Source organism: Devosia nitrariae, assembly GCF_030160115.1.
In the GTDB taxonomy this organism is placed as follows: domain Bacteria; phylum Pseudomonadota; class Alphaproteobacteria; order Rhizobiales; family Devosiaceae; genus Devosia; species Devosia nitrariae.
On the sequence record NZ_BSNS01000028.1, the window covers coordinates 1 to 17,304 of the forward strand.

A 17,304-nucleotide genomic window follows, 5' to 3' on the forward strand; every position below is an offset into this window, starting at 1 on the left:
CATGCGACACCTCCCCATCCTCTCAGATTAGAGGTGTTGCGATGACCGGTTGAACTCACCGGCGCAAAGCGGACAGTCTCCGGTCGAGCGCCTCCCGGCCTTCTTTCTCACCCGCCGCTGCGGGTCGACCGGAGCTTGGACTTACACCGCGTCCGTTTAGAGTTGACCAATCTGCATCGGCCGCCCCCAGCACCACCCGTCCGCCCTCATATACCGAGCCGGTCCTTGAGCGCGTACCACCAGGAGCCAAGGGTCGAGTACTGAGCCCGGAACATGCGGCCGCCGGGGAATGGAATCCAGGGGAGGCTGGCGAAGGTGTCGAAGCGCGTCATGTCGCCGCGCACGGCTTCCGAAAGGATGCGGCCGAAGAGGTGTGAGCCGGTGACGCCGTGGCCGGAATAGCCATGAGCGAAATAGACCCTGCCGCCGAGCCTTCCCATTTGCGGCACGCGCGAGAAAGACAGGGCGAAATTGCCGCTCCAGGCATAGTCGATGCGGACATCCCCGAGCTGGGGGAAGACCTTGTTCATGTTCGGTCGCAACTTGGCGACGATATCAGCCGGATCGGTGCCGCCATAGACCACGCCGCCACCGAAGATCAGGCGATGATCGGCGCTGAGGCGGAAATAGTCGAGGATGTAGCGCACGTCCTCCACGCACATGTCGCTGGGCAGGAGCGCCTTGGCCCGCTCGGCGCTGAGCGGTTCGGTGGCCATCACTTGTGTGGAGACGGGCATGACCCGAGAGGCGAGCTCGGGCACCACATCGCCGAGATAGGCATTGCCGCATACCAGGACCGCCTTGGCGGAGACCCTCCCGTGGTGGGTCCGAACGCTGGCGCCCGATGCGTTCTGCTTGACCGCCGTCGCGGGCGAGTGCTCGAAAATCGTTCCGCCCAGGCTTTCAAGGGCGGCGGCTTCGCCCAGCACCAGATTGAGGGGGTGCATATGCCCGCCGGAATGGTCGATCATGCCGCCTGCATAGACGGTGCTGCCGATGTGCTGCCGGATCGCCTCCCTGTCGAGCAGTTCGTGGTCGTCCATGCCGTGCTGGCGCCATAGCGCCTGCTTGGCCTCCAGCTCCTGCATATGTTTGGCGGTATAGGCGGCATAGATGTTGCCGCGCTTGAGGTCGCATTGGATGGCATAGCGCTCCACCCAGTCATAGATGATGCCGGCGCCTTCCTGGAGCAGGCCACCGATAAAATCGCCGGCCTTTTGGCCGTAACGGCGAGTGATGGTCTCGAGGCTTGCGTTGAGGCCGTTGACGATCTGGCCGCCATTGCGGCCCGAGGCCCCCCAGCCGACGGCTGCGCCTTCGACCACCACGACTTTGAACCCGTTCTGTGCCAGGTGCAGGGCTGCGGACAGGCCGGAATAGCCGGCACCGACCACACAGATATCCGCCTCCACCTCGCCTTCGAGCATCCGGGGTTGGCGGGTGATGTTGCGCGAGGCCGCGTAATAGCTGGGCGGGTAGGACCCGTCGCCCGGATAGGATGCCGAAGTCATCACACGACCTCGAGATAGGCGCTGAACTCCAGATCGGTGACCTGGGTGGCAAAGCCGGCGATCTCCTGCCGCTTGCAGGCGACAAACATGGAATGCAGGGAGGAATCGAAAATGCGGGGAACCATGCTGCCATCCTCGAAGGCGTTGACGGCCGAGGCCCAGTCGGCCGGCAGCTTGGGGAGCCGTTCCGAATAGGCGCGGCCCTTGAACGGTCTGGGCGGCTTGATCTGGTCCTCGATGCCGACGAGCGCAGCCCCCAGAATACCGGCCAGCACCAAATAGGGATTGGCATCGGCGCCGGCGACGCGATGTTCAATGCGGCGGAACTCATGACTGCCGCCGGGAATGCGCACGGCTGTCGTGCGGTTCTCATAGCCCCAGGAGACAGCGCTGGGCGCATGGGTGTCGGGGCGAAGGCGCCGATAGGAGTTGAAATGCGGGGCAAAAAGCAGCGTCGTCTCCGCCATGCCCGAGAGCAGCCCGCCCACGGCATGCATCATCAATTCCGACCCGGTCTCGGTGCCGTCGTCAAAGACATTGTTGCCGGCCGCGTCGTTGAGGCTGAAGTGCACGTGGAAGCCATTGCCTGAACGCGCGCCATAGGGCTTGGCCATGAAGGTCGCGACCAGATTGTGCTTACGGGCCACGCCCTTGACGATGCGCTTGAACAGCACGGCATCGTCGGCGGCCTTGAGACCATCGGAAGTGTGCAGCAGGTTGATCTCGAACTGTCCGATGCCGTTCTCGGCGACCGCGGTATCGGCGGGGACGTTCTGCTGTTCGCATTGCAGATAGACGTCGCGGAAGAACTCGCCGAAATCCTCGAGCTCGTCGAGGGACAGCAGGGCGTCCGAATCCAGGCGCTTCCCGGTATAGGGCGAGATGGGGGGTCTGGCATGGTCGGCGTCAGGATCGACCAGATAGAATTCGAGTTCGGTGGCCACAACCGGTTTCAGGCCATGCTCGGCATAGCGCCGCAGCACCTGGGCGAGCGCCTGGCGCGGATCCCCGAGGAAAGGGGTCTGTGCGTCCTGGAACAGCCAGAGGGGGATCATGGCGCTGGGGCGCGTCGTCCAGTTGATGGGCAGCGCGCCGCGGCCGGTGGGGCTGCAGATGCCGTCCGTGTCGCCGCTGGAAAAAACCATGGGATTGCCCATGATATCCTCGCCCCACACATCGAGGCTGACAGTCGATAGCGGCATGCGAATGCCGTTCTCGGCGACGCGCCGCGCCTGGTCTATGGGGATGCGCTTGCCGCGCAGGATGCCGTTGAGGTCGCATACGGCTGTATGAAGAACTTCGATCTGCGGGTTGTCCGCAAGCCAGGAGACGATGTCTTCGTTTGCGATCGTTTCGGAACTCATGCCTGTCCGTCGCCTTTTTCGTATGTGATAGCATCAGCCTAGCAGGTGCCGCCGCGTTTCGGGAGGCGGTGCGGTGGAATGCGGAATCGGATGCGAACATGCTCCAGCCCCGGCCGATCGTTGGCGTCATCGCGTGTAATCGCGAGGTGGAAGGTGAACCGGCCCAAACGGTCAAGCGGCGCTATCTGGAGGCCGTCGAACAGTTTGCTGAGGCCATTCCCCTCATCGTGCCGTCGAACCAGTCCCCGGCTAACGTCACGGAAATCGTGGCGCGCCTCGATGCCGTTATGCTGACAGGCAGTAATTCCAATATCGCTCCCGATCGCTATGGCTCGGACCGGGCTGGTCGGACGCCGATAGACGAAGGGCGCGATGACGTGAGCCAGGCACTCATTCGTGCGGCGATCATGGCGGCAAAACCGGTCTTCGGCATCTGCCGAGGCCTGCAGGAGATCAACGTGGCGTTGGGCGGCACGCTGCGCGACCTGCGCGAAAGCGGTCTGGCCGGGCTGCATCATGCTCCGTCCGATGCCTCGCTCGAGGAGACGTTTGCTTTCGAGCACGAGATCGACGTGGTCGCCAACAGTACGCTCTACCGCTTTGCCGACAACGCCCGGCTTGCGGTCAACAGTGTTCACTTTCAGGCAATCGACCGTCTGGGCGAAGGGCTGGTGGTCAATGCCACGGGTCCGGATGGGATCATCGAAGCAGTCTGGGCCTCGCATACGCCCGCGCCGGTCTTTGCAGTGCAATGGCATCCTGAGTGGCGGCCCGAGGGCCGGCCGCACGACATGGCCTTCTGGCGTTATCTGGGGGAAGTGGCACGTTCCCAATACATCCCAACATCGGAGATGACCGCATGAGTGCGTTCGGGACCAGCCTGTTCATCAACGGCGAGTTCGTCGCCGGCGAGGGGCGGGTGGAGACCGTCTACGAGCCCGCGCTGAGAAAGCCGATGGCCGAGGTGGCCTCGGCCAGTAAAGGGCAGATCGACCAGGCCGTGAAGGCCGCCAGTGGCGCCTGTCGGGATTGGTCACAGCGGACCCCGCGTGAGCGCAGTGCGGCGTTGCTGGCCATTGCAGCGGCCGTCGAAGCCCGCGCGGTTACCCTCGCAGAGGTTGAATCGCGCAATGCCGGAAAGCCGCTGCGTTTCGTCAAAGCCGGGGAATTGGCCAATGTGGCCGACGTGTTCCGCTATTTCGGCACGGCGGTGCGCAACATGCCGGCGCCGGCTGCGGGCAACTACCGGTCGTCGGTTTTGACCAGCCTCGTTCGCCGCGATCCCATCGGCGTCATCGCCCAGATCGCGCCGTGGAACTATCCCCTGTTGATGGCCGCCTGGAAGATCGCGCCGGCCATTGCCGCAGGCAATGCCGTGGTCATCAAGCCCTCCGAGTTGACGCCGCTCAGCCTTCTGGCGCTCAGCGAGGTATTTGCGGAAATCCTGCCGGCGGGTGTCGTCAATGTGGTGTGCGGCAGTGGACCCGATGTGGGCCAGGCGCTGATCTCCCACGATCTGGTGCGGATGATTTCGCTGACCGGCGATGTGCGGACGGGCCGGGCTGTGCTGCAGGCAGCGGCCGGGCCGATGATCAAGCGCACCCACCTCGAACTGGGCGGAAAGGCGCCGGTAATCGTGTGCGAGGATGCCGATCTCGATAAACTGGTCGAGACCCTGCGCGAGGCCAGCTTCTACAATGCCGGGCAGGACTGCACGGCGGCCTGCCGCATCTTTGCGCATCGCAACGTTGTCCAGGCCCTGACCGACAAGCTGAAAGCCATGATCGGCTCACTGGTCTACGGCCGCCCGGAGCGGGACGATGTCGAATTCGGCCCCGTCATCAGCGCCCGCCAGTTGGAGCGTGTCGATGGCTTCGTATCGCGAGCGCGCGCCGGCGGTTGCGACGTGATGCAGGGGGCGCCGGCCGAATCGGATGGCTATTTCTTTTCGCCAACATTGGTGGCGGCACCGATTGAAGCGGAGATCGTGCAGAAGGAAGTCTTCGGACCGGTGCTCAGCATCACCCCGTTCGCCGACGTCCGGACAGCGCTGGACTGGGCCAATGCCTCGGAATATGGGCTCGGATCTTCGGTCTGGTCCCGCCAGACGGAGCAGGCCATGGCCATCGCCAACGCGCTGGAATATGGCGTCACCTGGATCAATACCCATGGGGTCATGGCCACTGAAATGCCCCATGGCGGCATGAAGAACTCCGGCTATGGTTCCGATCTCTCGATGCAGTCGCTGATCGACTACACCCAGATCCGCCACATCATGCTCGGCTGATCTTGGCGGATCGCGGAAACAAGTCTGACCGATGAATCCGGCGCGACGACCAAGAGTTTGGGCGGGCTCGTCGCTGAACCCGGGGTGTTGCGCCGGTCGCAGCGGCCCTCACAGAACGGCCACTTATCTCGGCCAAGCAAGGGAACCTCCCATCGTGCCAGCGGTTAGCCCTGCTGGCTCGGGGCCATAACAAAGGAGAGAACCTTTGCGGTTTGCTGCCGTTATCCTTGCCCTGCTTCTTGGCGTCACTCCCAGCCTTGCGCACCACAAGCCGGGTCATCACATACCTCCGGGGCACATGAAGAGGCTTTATCAACCCGATCTTCTGGTTCCCGGAGAGATTGAATTCGTATGTGTGGTAACGACCGCCGTGGCGGGCGATCCGTACGCCCCGATTATCCGGACGGCGTGGCTTCCGAGATCTGATGCCGAAAGACTGGCCGACTTCGGCGACAGCTTCATCATCTATCACCCTGCGGTGAATCACCAGCAAGGGTGCCTCGCGTTCGGATGACGTCGGTCAGCCAACGCCTCGCGAAGACGCTCACATCGTCTGGCCGCGATCGAGCTCCCGGCACGCCGCGAAAATCCGCAGGGCTTCCTCGGCCTCTCCGTTCTCGACAGCCGAGGTCAGGCGCACGAAGAGGGCAGCCGACTGCGCTCTGTAGTCCTCCGCGGGCATCGCCCGGTCACGGGTGAGGGCAAGTGCCAGGGTCAGTTCCACCACGCCGATGACCGAGCGCAGCAGCGGGTCCTGGGCGCTTTCGGCGAGGACTCCGTGCACCTCGAGGCACGCGAGCCCGAACTGTTCGAGGCTCTCGCCGGCTATCTCCATCTGGTGGCACCAGTATTTCATCAGCCGTACATGCTCGGCCGTCCGCCGGCGGGCCGACAGTTCAATGATCGGGGTTTCGAGCGCTGCCCGAACCCGAAACAGGCTCTCGTAGAATGCGGTATCGGGTGGCGCGTCGAAGAACCAGGCCAGCACCTGCGGATCGAGGAAGTTCCAGCGGCTGCGGGGGGAAACGCGGGTGCCGACCTTGGGGCGGGCTTCGACCAGGCCCTTGGCTTCGAGGGTCTTGAGCGCTTCGCGCAGCACCGTGCGCGAGACGCCGTAGGTCTCCATCATCACCGCGTCGCTGGCGAGGACCGACCCGACCGGAAACTTGCCGGTGACGATGGACTGGCCGATCTCATTGATGACGAAGGTGTGGAAGTTGCGCGCAGCAGGCCGCCCGGAGAGCGAGCGGATAAGGCTGCCTGTCTCGATCATGCCCGCTCTTTCCGAGCTCCTGCAGCAGGGACGCTAGCCAACTTGGCCGAACGCGCAACCCACATCTACGACGCTTTCTCTCCCCGCACCGAGGCCGCAAAGATCAGCCGCTGCAGGACGATGAAGAGGAACAGGAGGGCCCCTATGACGATCTTGGTCCACCAGCTCGACAATGTTCCGTCGAAGATGATGTAGGTCTGCACCAGCCCCAGCAGCATCACCCCGATGAACGTGCCAAGCACGAAACCATAGCCGCCGGTGAGCAGTGTCCCCCCGATGACCACCGCGCTGATGGCGTCGAGCTCGACGCCCACCGCCGCCAGCGGGTAGCCCGCTGAAGTATAGAGCGAAAACACGATTCCCGCCAAGGCGGCCAGCATGCTCGAAAGCATGTAGACGCCGACGGTCGTGCGGGCCACCGGCACGCCCATCAGCGAGGCGGAGACGCTGTTGCCGCCGAGCGCATAGACATAGGAACCGAACTTGGTTCGATGCGCCACCAGCGCTCCGACGACGAATATGGCGACCATCAAGAGACCGATGAAGCTGAGGCGCCCGCCGCCGGGCAGGCGGATGATGAGGCTGGAAATCCAGTCGTAGAACTCATGGCTTACCGGTATCGAATCCCGGGTGATGACCGACGCGCCGCCCCGCGCCAGGAACATGCCGGCCAAGGTGACGATGAAAGCCGGCACCTGCAGATAGTGTACGGCCAGCCCCATGAGGCCACCGAAGGCAGCCGCCGAGGCCAAGGCCATGGCGAAGGCGGCGAGCGGATGCCAGCCGGCCCAGGAGATGAGGACCGCGACCAGCACGCCGGTGAACCCGATCACGGCGCCGACGGAAAGATCGATGCCGCCGGACAGGATCACGAAGGTCATCCCGACGGCCGCGATACCGAGGAAGGCATTGTCGGTGAGGAAGTTGCCGAGGACTCGCGTCGAGAACAAACCGGGGAACTGAAGGATGCTGAGCGCGTAGGCGATGGCGAAGATGACGGCGGTGGCGACGAGCGGACGCAGGCTACGGTTCATTTGCCGGCCTCCCGGACGGGCCTTTTCACCACGACGACGCGTGTCGCCAGTGGCGATTGGATGATGAGGACGAGAAAGATCAGCGCCGCCTTGACGATGAGGTTGAACTCGGGCGGAAAGCCCGACACCAGTATGCCGGTGTTCATGGCCTGGATGATGAGGGCGCCCACCACCGCCAGAGGCACCGAGAAGCGTCCACCCAGAAGGGAGGTGCCGCCGATGACGACCGCGAGAATCGCGTCGAGCTCGAGCCAGAGGCCGGCGTTGTTGGCGTCGGCACCGCGGATGTCTCCGGCAACGATAAGCCCGGCGACGGCCGCACAGAGACCCGAAAGGCCATAGACGAGCATCAGGAGCATGCGGCTGCGGATGCCGGCAAGCGTGGCGGCAGCACGATTGACGCCCACCGCCTCGATGAAAAGGCCTATCGCTGTTTTGCGCACCAGGAGCGTAACGAGCACCAGCATCGCGATGGCGATGACGGTGGCCATCGGCAGGCCCAGCAATGAACCGGTGCCGATGAAGACCAGCAGCGGATCGTTGAAGGTGACGATGAAGCCTTCGGTGATGAGTTGGGCGATGCCGCGCCCGGCCACCATCAGCACCAGTGTCGCAACGATGGGCTGGATGTCGAGCACGGCCACCAGGAAGCCGTTCCAGAGGCCGCAGAGAAGCCCAACGAGAAGCGCGGCGACGACGGCGACAGGCGCCGGATAACCGGCGACCACCAGCGTTGCCGCAACCGCGCCCGCTACCGCCATGACTGCGCCGACCGATAGGTCGACCCCCTTCGTGGCGATGACACCGACCATGCCGATGGCGAGGATCGCCACCGGCGCCCCGCGGTTGAGCACGTCGATCACGCTGCCGAACAAACGCCCGTCCTGCCAGGTGATCCGGAAGAAATTCGGAAACAGGATCCAGTTGATCAGCAGCACGCCGACAAGCGCCAGCAATTGCGGATTGGCCATCCTGGACAAAGCGCGACGCATCGTCATGTCGGGGTCCCCTCCCGATGATTGGCAATGGCCTGGACGATCACGCCCGGGCTGATGTTCTCGCCGCTGAGCTCTGCCACCAGCTCGCGGTCGCGCATCACCACGATCCGCGACGAGTAAGCAACGACCTCGTCGATTTCTGAGGAGATGACGACGAGCGCCAGGCCTTCATCGCGCAGCCGGTTTATGGTGCGCACGATCTCGGCATGCGCCCCGACGTCGATGCCACGTGTCGGCTCGTCGAGAATGAGGAAGGCCGGGTCGGTGGCCAGCCACCGCGACAGGATCACCTTCTGCTGGTTGCCGCCCGAAAGGAGCTTCACCGGCATGTCGAGCGAAGCGGCGCGGATATCCATGGCTTCGCCGAACTTGCCGGCAATCTCCATCTGCTCGTCCCTGGTCAGCGCGCTGAACCAGCCGAGCTTGCCCTGCAGGGCGATGATGATGTTCTCGCGCACCGACAGATCGCCGAAAATGCCTTCGGCCTTGCGGTCTTCAGGGCAAAAGCCGAAGCCATGTGCGATCGCATCGGTCGGTCGGGAAATGCTGGTTGGCTTGCCGGCGATTTTCACCTCGCCCTCGTCGGCGGCGTCCGCGCCGAACATGATGCGCGCCATTTCGGTGCGCCCCGAACCCAGAAGGCCGGCGACACCGATGACCTCTCCCTTGTGGATGGTCAGATTGAACGGATGCACGCTGCGTTTGCGGCCGAAATTGGTGAAGTCCAGCAGGACTTCGCCGGTCGGTCGGGCGTCCGCGAGACCCGTCGCGCCCGAAAAGGCGATATCCTTGCCCAGCATCAGCCGCACGACATCGGTGCGGGTCACGTCATCGAGCTTGCGGGTGTCGATCAACCGGCCATTGCGCAGGACCGTCACATAGTCCGATACCGCAAAGACCTGTTCGAGAAAGTGGGTGATGAAGACGATGGCAAGGCCATGTGCCTTGAGGTCGCGGATGATCTCGAAGAGGCGCTCGACTTCGTTGCGATCAAGGCTCGCGGTCGGCTCGTCGAGGATCAGGACCTTGCCCGAAAGCTCCACCGCCCGGGCGATGGCCACGATCTGCTGCACTGCAACGGAATGGGCGCCGAGCTCGCTCGCCGGATCGATGTCGAGGCCATAGCGTTTGAGGATGGCGCGCGAGTCCCGCTCCATTTTGCGGCGGTCTGTCAGCCCGAACCAGGTCGGCTGGTGCCCCAGGAACAGGTTTTCCGCCACCGAACGGTTGGGCAGTAGATTGACTTCTTGATAGACAGTGCCGATGCCCAGCGCCTGAGCCTGTTGGGGCGTATCGAGGCTCACAGGTTGCCCGTCGACAAGAACCTCTCCGCCATCGGGCTGGTAGGCACCGGTGAGGATCTTGATCAGCGTCGACTTGCCGGCACCGTTTTCGCCCAGGAGCGCGTGCACCTCGCCGGCCCGGAGGCCGAAATCGACGGCGTCGAGCGCCACGTGATTGCCGAAAATCTTGACGACGCCGCGCGCCTCCAGAGCATAGCCGGTTCCGCCCATCGCCCCTCCCTGCCATCCTTGCGGGATAGCCATCTATGCGAATCCCCGCCGGATCGGCGGGGATTCGCCTTCTATGGGATCAGTCTATCAATAACCGAGGTCTTTGCGACGCTCGTACTCGCCCTGCGGATCGCTGTCGGCGGTATAGAGCTTGGACTCGGTGATGATGAACTTCTCGGGCTCGGTGCCATCGGCCCAGTAGGCGGCGAGGGCATCGAAGGCGGGGCCGGCCATATTAGGCGTCAACTCGACGGTAGCATTGGCCTCACCGGCGGCGATGGCCGAGAAGATGTCGGGCACCGCGTCGATCGAGACGACCAGGATGTCCTCGCCGGGCTTGAGGCCGGCGTCCTTGATCGCCTGGATGGCGCCGACTGCCATGTCGTCATTATGGGCATAGACGGCGCAGATATCGGCCGCATTGTTGGACGCCTTGATGAAGGCTTCCATCACTTCCTTGCCCTTGGAGCGGGTGAAGTCGCCGGTCTGGCTCTGGGAAATGGTGATGTTGTCGTGACCGGCGATGGCTTCCTCGAAGCCTGCCTTGCGGTTGATGGCAGGGGTCGAGCCGACCGTGCCCTGCAACTCGACGACGTTGCAATCCTCGTCGCCCACCGCCTCGACCAGCCACTCTCCCGCGACGCGGCCTTCCTTGACCTGATCGGACGCAACCGACGTCAGGTAGAGGTCCTCAGGGGCGTCGACCCCGCGATCGAGCAGCACGACCGGGATCTCGGCTTCCTTGGCCTCGGCCAGCACGTCATCCCAACCGGTGGCAACGACCGGTGCGACCAGGATCGCATCGACCCCTTGTGCGATGAAGCCGCGAATGGCCTTGATCTGGTTTTCCTGCTTCTGCTGGGCATCGGCGAACTTGAGGTCGACGCCGCGTTCCTCTGCCTGCTGACGGGTGACGGCGGTCTCGGCGGCGCGCCAGCCGGACTCCGAGCCGATCTGCGAAAAGCCGATGACTTTGCCCGAAACGTCCTGAGCCAGGACTGCCGAAGACAAGGCGGTAGCGAGGCCTGCCGCGAGGGCAAGCTTGGTAATGATGCTCACGATGAAATCCTCCCAAATGCCGCCCGGCGCGTTCGCTTCTAGGCGGTGAAGGGACGCTATATAAAGTACTATTATATGTAAAGTGGGTTTAGTCAGGTGGGATGCGTGGCGGTTCGCCAACACGGCGCGCACCAGCTACCGCACTCAACTCTCCGAGCACAGCTGCACCCCGAGCGTGCAACATGCACCGGGTTTGGTGCGGTAGCTGTTGATCGACCAACTGCCGAAACGGCATAGTCCCTGTGCTGAACCACCGCGAACGCTTTCCGGCGTCCGCAATACTCAAGTATGCGAGGATGACGGCGTCCTGGAAAGAACAGCCAGCAGCTCTGCAAGTTGGTCGGCGCGGGCATCGTCCAGTTTTTCCCCGAGGTGCGTCTGGATCGCAGCGCCATAGACCGACCACATGCGCGATTGCATGGCACGGCCGGTCTCGGTGACGGTTACCCACCGACCGCGACCGTCCTCCGCGAAAGCCTCACGCCGCACCAGATCGTCCTTCTCCATGCGGTCGATGAGCCGCGAGAGGTTGTGTTGGGCAAGCAACGTGCGTTCCTCGATCTCGTAGGGACGCAGCTTTCCGTTTTGGGCACGCACGAGCTCCAGCAACACATCATACCAGCCGAGGGGTGGAAGACCGGCCGCCTTGAGATCCTGCTCGATGGCGGCGAGGACCACGCGTTGCGCGCGCATGAGGCGGATCCACGCTCGGGTTGCCGACGGGGAAGGCTTGGCAGTGGCATCGGTTGAGCGATCGGACATAGATGCAATTACATTCAGATTGACGGACAAGGCAAGCTGATATAAATGCAGTTGCATCTATATCGAACCCGGTACTCTTTCATGACCCAGGAGCGGGAGATTTCTATCATGTCCCATGCCAAGCTGACCCTCGTCAGCCATCACCTCTGCCCCTACGTCCAGCGAGCGGCCATAGCGTTGGCCGAGAAGGGCGTGCCCTTCGAGCGCCGCTATGTCGATCTCGCGGCCAAGCCCGATTGGTTCCTCTCCCTTTCGCCGCTCGGCAAGGTGCCGCTGCTGATTGTCAGGCAGGACGACGGCACGGAAACCGTTCTGTTTGAGAGCGCCGTGATCTGCGAATATCTTGAAGAAACGCAGCCCGGTGTTCCTCTCCATCCCACTGACCCGCTGACGCGCGCCCGGCATCGCGGCTGGATCGAGTTCGGTTCCTCGATCCTCTCCGACCTCTGGGGCTTTGAAACGGCCAAGGACGCCGGAACCCATGAGGCCAAGCGCGGGGCGCTGATCGACAAATTCGGTCGCCTCGAGGAGCAGTTGGCAGAAGGCCCCCTTTTTGCCGGTGAACGGTTCAGCCTCGTGGATGCGGTCTTTGCACCGATCTTCCGGTATTTCGACGTCTTCGACACCATCGCCCCGACCGGCGTGTTCGACGGCCTGATGGGTGTTGCCGCATGGCGCAAGGCGCTGGCTGAAAGACCAAGTGTGAAGGAGGCGGTGGTGTCAGACTATCCTGGCCGTCTCAAGAGCTTCCTTCGGTACCATGATGCCTGGCTCCTGAAGTCGGCGACATGAACCTGTCTCCTTCGTCGTTCGGGGCATGTCTCCCGAACCTCGCCTCGCGCACCAGACGGTCGTGAAATGGAAGACGCTGACCCTCGCCGCCGGCGAGTCCGTACGCTCCAGCGCGCTCATCCCATTCGTCCGGTGACGCGCGCCGATACCATGAAGGCATGCAGGCGCTGTCCTTACGCATCAACGGCTCGGACATGGGCTATGCCGAGTTCACGCTGAAGGTTTGAGGCCGTCGCAGGTGCAGCCTGCGTCTGCCTCCTCGCGCCAGACTACGTCAGCACCACGTGCTGGGTCAGTTCCCCGATCGTCGTCTCGGCTTTGGCGACATCGAACACTTTGGTGCCGTGGCTCATGATGACGAAGCGGTCGCAGACCTGGTAGGCGTGGTAGAGATTGTGCGTCACCAGCACGCTCGACACACCCTCCTGCTTGAGCCTCAGCACCTGGTTGAGCAGCGCTTCTGTCTCGCGTACCGAAAGGGCTGAGGTCGGCTCGTCGAGCAGCAATACCCGCCGTTTGAAGAAGACCGCGCGGGCGATGGCGACCGCCTGCTTTTGTCCGCCGGACAGGTCGCCCACCAGTTTGTCGGGCGAGTCGATGCCGGAAATATGCACCGCGCTGTCGAGGACCTGCATAGCGATCTCGCGCATGGTCTTGAGGTCGAGAAAGCCGAACCGGTCGGTCAGTTCGCGGCCGAGAAAGATGTTGCGCGAGATGGAGAGGCAATCGACCAGAGCGGTGTTCTGGTAGATGGTCTCGATTCCCGCCTCGGCGGAGTCGCGCCGGCAGGTGAAATCGCGCCGTTCGCCGTCGATGGAAAGATGACCTGAACTCGGCTGGTGAATGCCGGAGATCAGGTTGACCGTCGTCGACTTGCCCGCCCCGTTGTCGCCGAGCAGGCCCACGACTTCGCTGTGCCCGACTTCGAAGCTGAGATCGGTCAGAGCGCGCAGGGGGCCGAACGTCTTGTTGATGTTGTGCAGCGCGAGCAGGCTCATGCGGCGGCTCCCCGGCGGTCGAGGCCGTGGTTGAAGATCGAGGCCACCACGATCAGCGTGGCGATGAACATGTCGAGATAAAACCCGGGTGCCCTGAGGAGCAGCAGCACGTCGGTGATGGTGAAAATCAGCATCACGCCGAGGAAGATGCCAAGGATCGAGCCGCGCCCGCCGCGCAACGACAGGCCTCCGATGACGCAGGCGGCGATAGCTTGCAGCTCCAGCCCTGCCCCTTGCCCCGGCTGGACGCTGCCGACGCGGGTCGTGGCCAGGATGCCGGCAAAGGCCGCCATGGCACCGGCGATGGCAAAGGCGGCGAGCTTGATGCGCGCTGTGTTGACCCCGATAGCCGTCGCGGCCGAGCGGTCGCCGCCGGTGGCAAAGACATGATTACCGAAGCGGTGCCGGTGCAGCAGCGCCCAGAAGGCGAGGCTGAGGCCGACGAACCAGATGAAGGCGGCATTGATGCCTATCACGGTACCGGAAAAGAGTGCGTCGAACGCCGGGCCGGGGTCGAACCGGACTTGCACGGCGCCATTGATGAGCAGCACCGCGCCGCGCCAGAACAGCAGGCCGCCCAACGTCACGATGAAGGACGGCAGGTTGAACCGCAGCGTCAGTATGCCATTGGAGAGGCCGATCGCTGCGCCGACGAGGAGCCCCGCCGGCGCAGCAAGGAAGGCATCGACGCCGCTGCCGACCAGCATGGCCATGACCACGGCTGTGAAGGTGTAGACCGAACCGATGGAGAGATCGAACTCGCCCGCGATCATCAACAGGCCTGCACCCAGCGCCAGACAGCCGAGGACAGGCACCGAGCGCATGAGAATGCCCATGTTCTGTGGCGAGAGGTAGCGGAAGTCGTCGGGAAAGATCAGCCCGGCGACGATGCAGAAGAGCTGCACCGTAACGAACACCAGCAAAATGGCGCCCGCCGGCATGCTGAGGAGGCTATGGAGCCACCTCGCAGCCGGCCGCTGGTGCGGGCCGGCGCGATCATGGGTCATGTCGGTCACGGGTCTCATCCAGGTGTGAGTTGGCTCCGGCCCGGGGGCCGGAGCGGTCGATCAGCGATAGGTGCCGATGAGCGGCGTGACGGCCCCGATGCGCGTCTGGTCGAGGAAGGCACCCTGGCCGGTGTCGACATCGGTGGGCGTCAGGCCATAGCGCGCGGCCATGGCAATCTGCGCGATCGGGTAATAGCCCTGAAGATAGGGCTGCTGGTCCATGGTGGCGAACATGGCGCCCGATTCGACCGCATTTGCGATCTCGACCGCGAGGTCGAAGCCACCAAAAGGAATATCGACCTCCGCATCGCGAATCGCACCCGCCCCGACAGTCGAAGTCACCGAGCCGGTGCCGAACAACGCCTTGATGTCCGGATTGGCGATCAGCACCTGGGCCATGATGTTCTGCGCCTCGGCCGGATCGAGCCCGGCGCGCACGGTTTCGACCTTGATGCCGTGCTCCTCCATCACCTTCTCGATGCCGCCGCCGCGCGCCACTGCAAAGCTCGCCTCGGGAATTTCGCGTGGATTGAAGACGGTGTCGCCTTCCCTAAGGTCGAAGGCCTCGATCATGCGCAGCCCGAGCTCATAGCCAGAGGCGAACTCGTTCATGCCCACATAGGCCTGCCGGCAATTGCCGTCGGCGCCTTCGAGATCGTCATTGTTGAAGCCGATGACGATGACGCCTGCCTCGACCGCGGCACAGATGCTCTCATCGAACGCGTCAGAGCTCGAAATGGCCACGGCAATGCCGTCGACGCCGGTGGCAACGGCGCTTTCGATCAGGTCGTTCTGCCTGACGGGATCGTTGTTGGCGTATTGGACGTCGAGGTCGACGTCAAAGGCGGCCGCTGCGTCTTGTGCGCCTTTCACAACTGGATTGAAGAACTGCACGCTGGGATCGAGATAGATGATCATGGTCGCCGAGACCGTTTCCTGGTCCTGGCCAACCACGCCGCCGGCACTCGCCAGCAGGGCGCAGCCCGCCAGCAAGGCGGCTTTTGACTTGGTCAATTTCATCGCTTAATCCTCCCTTTGGATAGCTGCGGGTCCCTCAAAGATCCCGCTTCGGGCGGCGCGCTCCGACCAAGATTTGCGCCGCCCAATCCTCGCTCTGGTTCCAGCGCCTCCTAATGCTGGAACCAGGGCTCTCCCCGCCCCAGGGTCATGTGCAGACCCTTGAACTGGGAATATTCATCAAAGCCGTAGCGGCCGAGCTCGCGTCCGACGCCGCTCATCTTGTAGCCGCCGATGGGCAGCTCGGGCGTGCCGTCGATCACCGAATTGATCCAGCATCGGCCGGCGCGCAGCTTGCGCGTCGTCTGGATGGCGGTCTCGAGATCACGCGACCAGACACTGGCCGAAAGCCCGAACGCAGTACCGTTGGCGAGCGCCACGGCTTCTTGCGGCGTATCGAATCCGATCGTCGCCAGCACGGGCCCGAATATCTCCTCCTGCGCGACGCGCATGTCCGGCCGCACCTGGTCGAAGACGGTGGGGGCAAAGAAATTGCCGGTGTCGTCCGCCACTGTAGAGCCGCCGAGCAACAGTTCGGCGCCATCCTCGAGACCCGCCGCCACGTAGCTCGCGACCTTTTGCGTGTGCGGCTGCGATACCATGGCACCGAAGCGGGCGGTTGCGCTGAGCGGGTCGCCGAAAGGCAGGCGCCGTGAAATGTCGAGCAGGCGTTCGAGCAGCGCCGGTCGAATGGCATTGGCGACGATAAGCCGGCTGCCTGAAATGCAGCACTGCCCCGCATTGTGATAGACCCCATAGGCGATGCCGTCGGCCGCCGCTTCGAGGTCCGCATCTGCGAAGACGATCTGCGGTCCCTTGCCGCCCAGCTCCAGCCCGACCCGCTTCACGTTGCTGGCGGCAATCCCGGCGAGTTGCCTGCCGACGCGCACAGAGCCGGTAAAGGCCAGCACATCGACGCGCGGGTCTTCCGCCAGCACTTGCCCAGCTTCGGGACCGTGGCCCGTGATGACATTGAAAACACCGGCCGGCAGGCCTGCCTCCAGGGCGAGTTCCGCCAGCCGGATCGTCGTGCCCGAGGTGAATTCGCTGGGCTTGACCACCACCGTACATCCAGCACCCAATGCCCACGGCACACGCTCGGAGACGATGATGAAGGGAAAGTTCCACGGCGTGATGATGCCGACCACGCCCGCCGGCTCGCGCAGCACCAGGCCCAGCCGGTTGGCGCCGATGGCGTTGTGCGTCTCCCCCTCCAGGCCTCGCGCCTGCCCTGCAGCATAGGTCCACAGGTCCGCACAGTAACCGATCTCCCCCTGCGCCTGGCTCAGCGGCTTGCCGGTCTCGAGGCATTCGATCAGCGCCAACTCTTCGACGTGGGCAAGGATCGCGGCCGCCACGGCATGGAGAATTGTCGAGCGCTCAGCCCCGCTCATCTGCGGCCACGGGCCATCGTCGAAGGCCCGGCGCGCCGCGGCGATGGCAAGCCCCGCATCGGCGGCACTGCCCGCCGGCCACTCGCCGATCACCCTGCCGCGATGGCCGGGACTCTCACGTTCGATGGTCTTCCCCGACTCCGCATCGCGCGATTTCCCGTCGATCACCATGCGATAGGCGCGTTTACTCGCAAGTCGCGGGTCACTAAGGTTCGGCTCGACGAAATTGTCCTGAAAGCGTGTCTGGATGACCATTGCAATGGCGGGCTGAGCCCACCTCCCCGAGAACTGCTG

16 protein-coding genes are annotated in these 17,304 nt (G+C 63.7%); 4 read left to right on the forward strand and 12 right to left on the reverse strand.

Translation table 11 applies throughout. The features are described from left to right. Nucleotides 1-206: 206 nt before the first annotated feature. Both QQK18_RS26225 and QQK18_RS26230 read right to left on the reverse strand, forming a co-directional pair. Nucleotides 207-1,511 (reverse strand): NAD(P)/FAD-dependent oxidoreductase, encoded by a 1,305-nt coding sequence (locus QQK18_RS26225; protein WP_284343373.1) that lies wholly within the window; start codon nt 1,509-1,511, stop codon nt 207-209. Beyond that, nucleotides 1,511-2,875 (reverse strand): glutamine synthetase family protein, encoded by a 1,365-nt coding sequence (locus tag QQK18_RS26230; RefSeq protein ID WP_284343374.1) that lies wholly within the window; start codon nt 2,873-2,875, stop codon nt 1,511-1,513. Before QQK18_RS26230 ends, QQK18_RS26225 begins: the two co-directional genes overlap by 1 nt. 98 nt (nt 2,876-2,973) lie before the next feature. On the opposite strand from QQK18_RS26230, the gene QQK18_RS26235 reads away from it, so the two are divergent. From QQK18_RS26235 to QQK18_RS26245, 3 genes are all read left to right on the forward strand, one after another. Next, nucleotides 2,974-3,738 carry a gamma-glutamyl-gamma-aminobutyrate hydrolase family protein gene (locus QQK18_RS26235; protein ID WP_284343375.1) on the forward strand — a complete coding sequence of 255 codons (765 nt, stop codon included), beginning with the start codon at nt 2,974-2,976 and terminating at the stop codon, nt 3,736-3,738. Further along, a complete protein-coding gene (locus tag QQK18_RS26240; RefSeq protein ID WP_284343376.1) occupies nt 3,735-5,162 on the forward strand; it encodes an aminobutyraldehyde dehydrogenase in 1,428 nt (475 codons plus the stop codon). The genes QQK18_RS26235 and QQK18_RS26240 overlap by 4 nt, the downstream gene beginning before the upstream one ends. A gap of 205 nt (nt 5,163-5,367) precedes the next feature. Then, nucleotides 5,368-5,676, forward strand: a complete 309-nt coding sequence (locus QQK18_RS26245) for a hypothetical protein (protein WP_284343377.1) — start codon at nt 5,368-5,370, stop codon at nt 5,674-5,676. Nucleotides 5,677-5,706: 30 nt separating this feature from the next. On the opposite strand, the gene QQK18_RS26250 is transcribed toward QQK18_RS26245, so the two are convergent. The 6 genes from QQK18_RS26250 to QQK18_RS26275 all read right to left on the reverse strand — a co-directional run bounded on the left by QQK18_RS26250 (nt 5,707) and on the right by QQK18_RS26275 (nt 11,802). Beyond that, nucleotides 5,707-6,435: a FadR/GntR family transcriptional regulator gene (locus QQK18_RS26250; RefSeq protein WP_284343378.1), complete on the reverse strand. Its 729-nt coding sequence runs from the start codon at nt 6,433-6,435 to the stop codon at nt 5,707-5,709. A gap of 65 nt (nt 6,436-6,500) precedes the next feature. Further along, nucleotides 6,501-7,469: a galactofuranose ABC transporter, permease protein YjfF gene (gene yjfF, locus QQK18_RS26255; protein WP_284343379.1), complete on the reverse strand. Its 969-nt coding sequence runs from the start codon at nt 7,467-7,469 to the stop codon at nt 6,501-6,503. Further along, a complete protein-coding gene (locus QQK18_RS26260) occupies nt 7,466-8,461 on the reverse strand; it encodes an ABC transporter permease (protein ID WP_284343445.1) in 996 nt (331 codons plus the stop codon). The genes yjfF and QQK18_RS26260 overlap by 4 nt, the downstream gene beginning before the upstream one ends. A gap of 2 nt (nt 8,462-8,463) precedes the next feature. Then, nucleotides 8,464-10,014, reverse strand: coding sequence for a sugar ABC transporter ATP-binding protein (locus QQK18_RS26265; RefSeq protein ID WP_379995389.1), 1,551 nt, complete (start codon nt 10,012-10,014; stop codon nt 8,464-8,466). A 54-nt stretch (nt 10,015-10,068) separates the two neighbouring features. Then, nucleotides 10,069-11,040, reverse strand: coding sequence for a galactofuranose ABC transporter, galactofuranose-binding protein YtfQ (gene ytfQ, locus QQK18_RS26270; RefSeq protein WP_348523258.1), 972 nt, complete (start codon nt 11,038-11,040; stop codon nt 10,069-10,071). Nucleotides 11,041-11,322: 282 nt separating this feature from the next. Continuing rightward, nucleotides 11,323-11,802 (reverse strand): MarR family winged helix-turn-helix transcriptional regulator, encoded by a 480-nt coding sequence (locus QQK18_RS26275; RefSeq protein WP_284343380.1) that lies wholly within the window; start codon nt 11,800-11,802, stop codon nt 11,323-11,325. A gap of 108 nt (nt 11,803-11,910) precedes the next feature. Here QQK18_RS26275 and QQK18_RS26280 point away from each other — a divergent pair, with 108 nt between their 5' ends. Continuing rightward, the gene (locus QQK18_RS26280; RefSeq protein ID WP_284343381.1) at nt 11,911-12,594 is read left to right on the forward strand and encodes a glutathione S-transferase family protein; all 684 of its coding nucleotides are present in this window, start codon (nt 11,911-11,913) and stop codon (nt 12,592-12,594) included. Nucleotides 12,595-12,863: 269 nt separating this feature from the next. Here QQK18_RS26280 and QQK18_RS26285 read toward each other — a convergent pair whose 3' ends face one another. The 4 genes from QQK18_RS26285 to QQK18_RS26300 all read right to left on the reverse strand — a co-directional run bounded on the left by QQK18_RS26285 (nt 12,864) and on the right by QQK18_RS26300 (nt 17,265). Continuing rightward, nucleotides 12,864-13,592 (reverse strand): ATP-binding cassette domain-containing protein, encoded by a 729-nt coding sequence (locus tag QQK18_RS26285; RefSeq protein ID WP_284343382.1) that lies wholly within the window; start codon nt 13,590-13,592, stop codon nt 12,864-12,866. Continuing rightward, nucleotides 13,589-14,533: an ABC transporter permease gene (locus QQK18_RS26290; RefSeq protein ID WP_379995435.1), complete on the reverse strand. Its 945-nt coding sequence runs from the start codon at nt 14,531-14,533 to the stop codon at nt 13,589-13,591. The genes QQK18_RS26285 and QQK18_RS26290 overlap by 4 nt, the downstream gene beginning before the upstream one ends. 126 nt (nt 14,534-14,659) lie before the next feature. Further along, nucleotides 14,660-15,619, reverse strand: coding sequence for a sugar ABC transporter substrate-binding protein (locus QQK18_RS26295; protein ID WP_284343383.1), 960 nt, complete (start codon nt 15,617-15,619; stop codon nt 14,660-14,662). Nucleotides 15,620-15,729: 110 nt separating this feature from the next. After that, nucleotides 15,730-17,265, reverse strand: a complete 1,536-nt coding sequence (locus QQK18_RS26300; RefSeq protein WP_284343384.1) for an aldehyde dehydrogenase family protein — start codon at nt 17,263-17,265, stop codon at nt 15,730-15,732. Nucleotides 17,266-17,304: the final 39 nt, after the last annotated feature.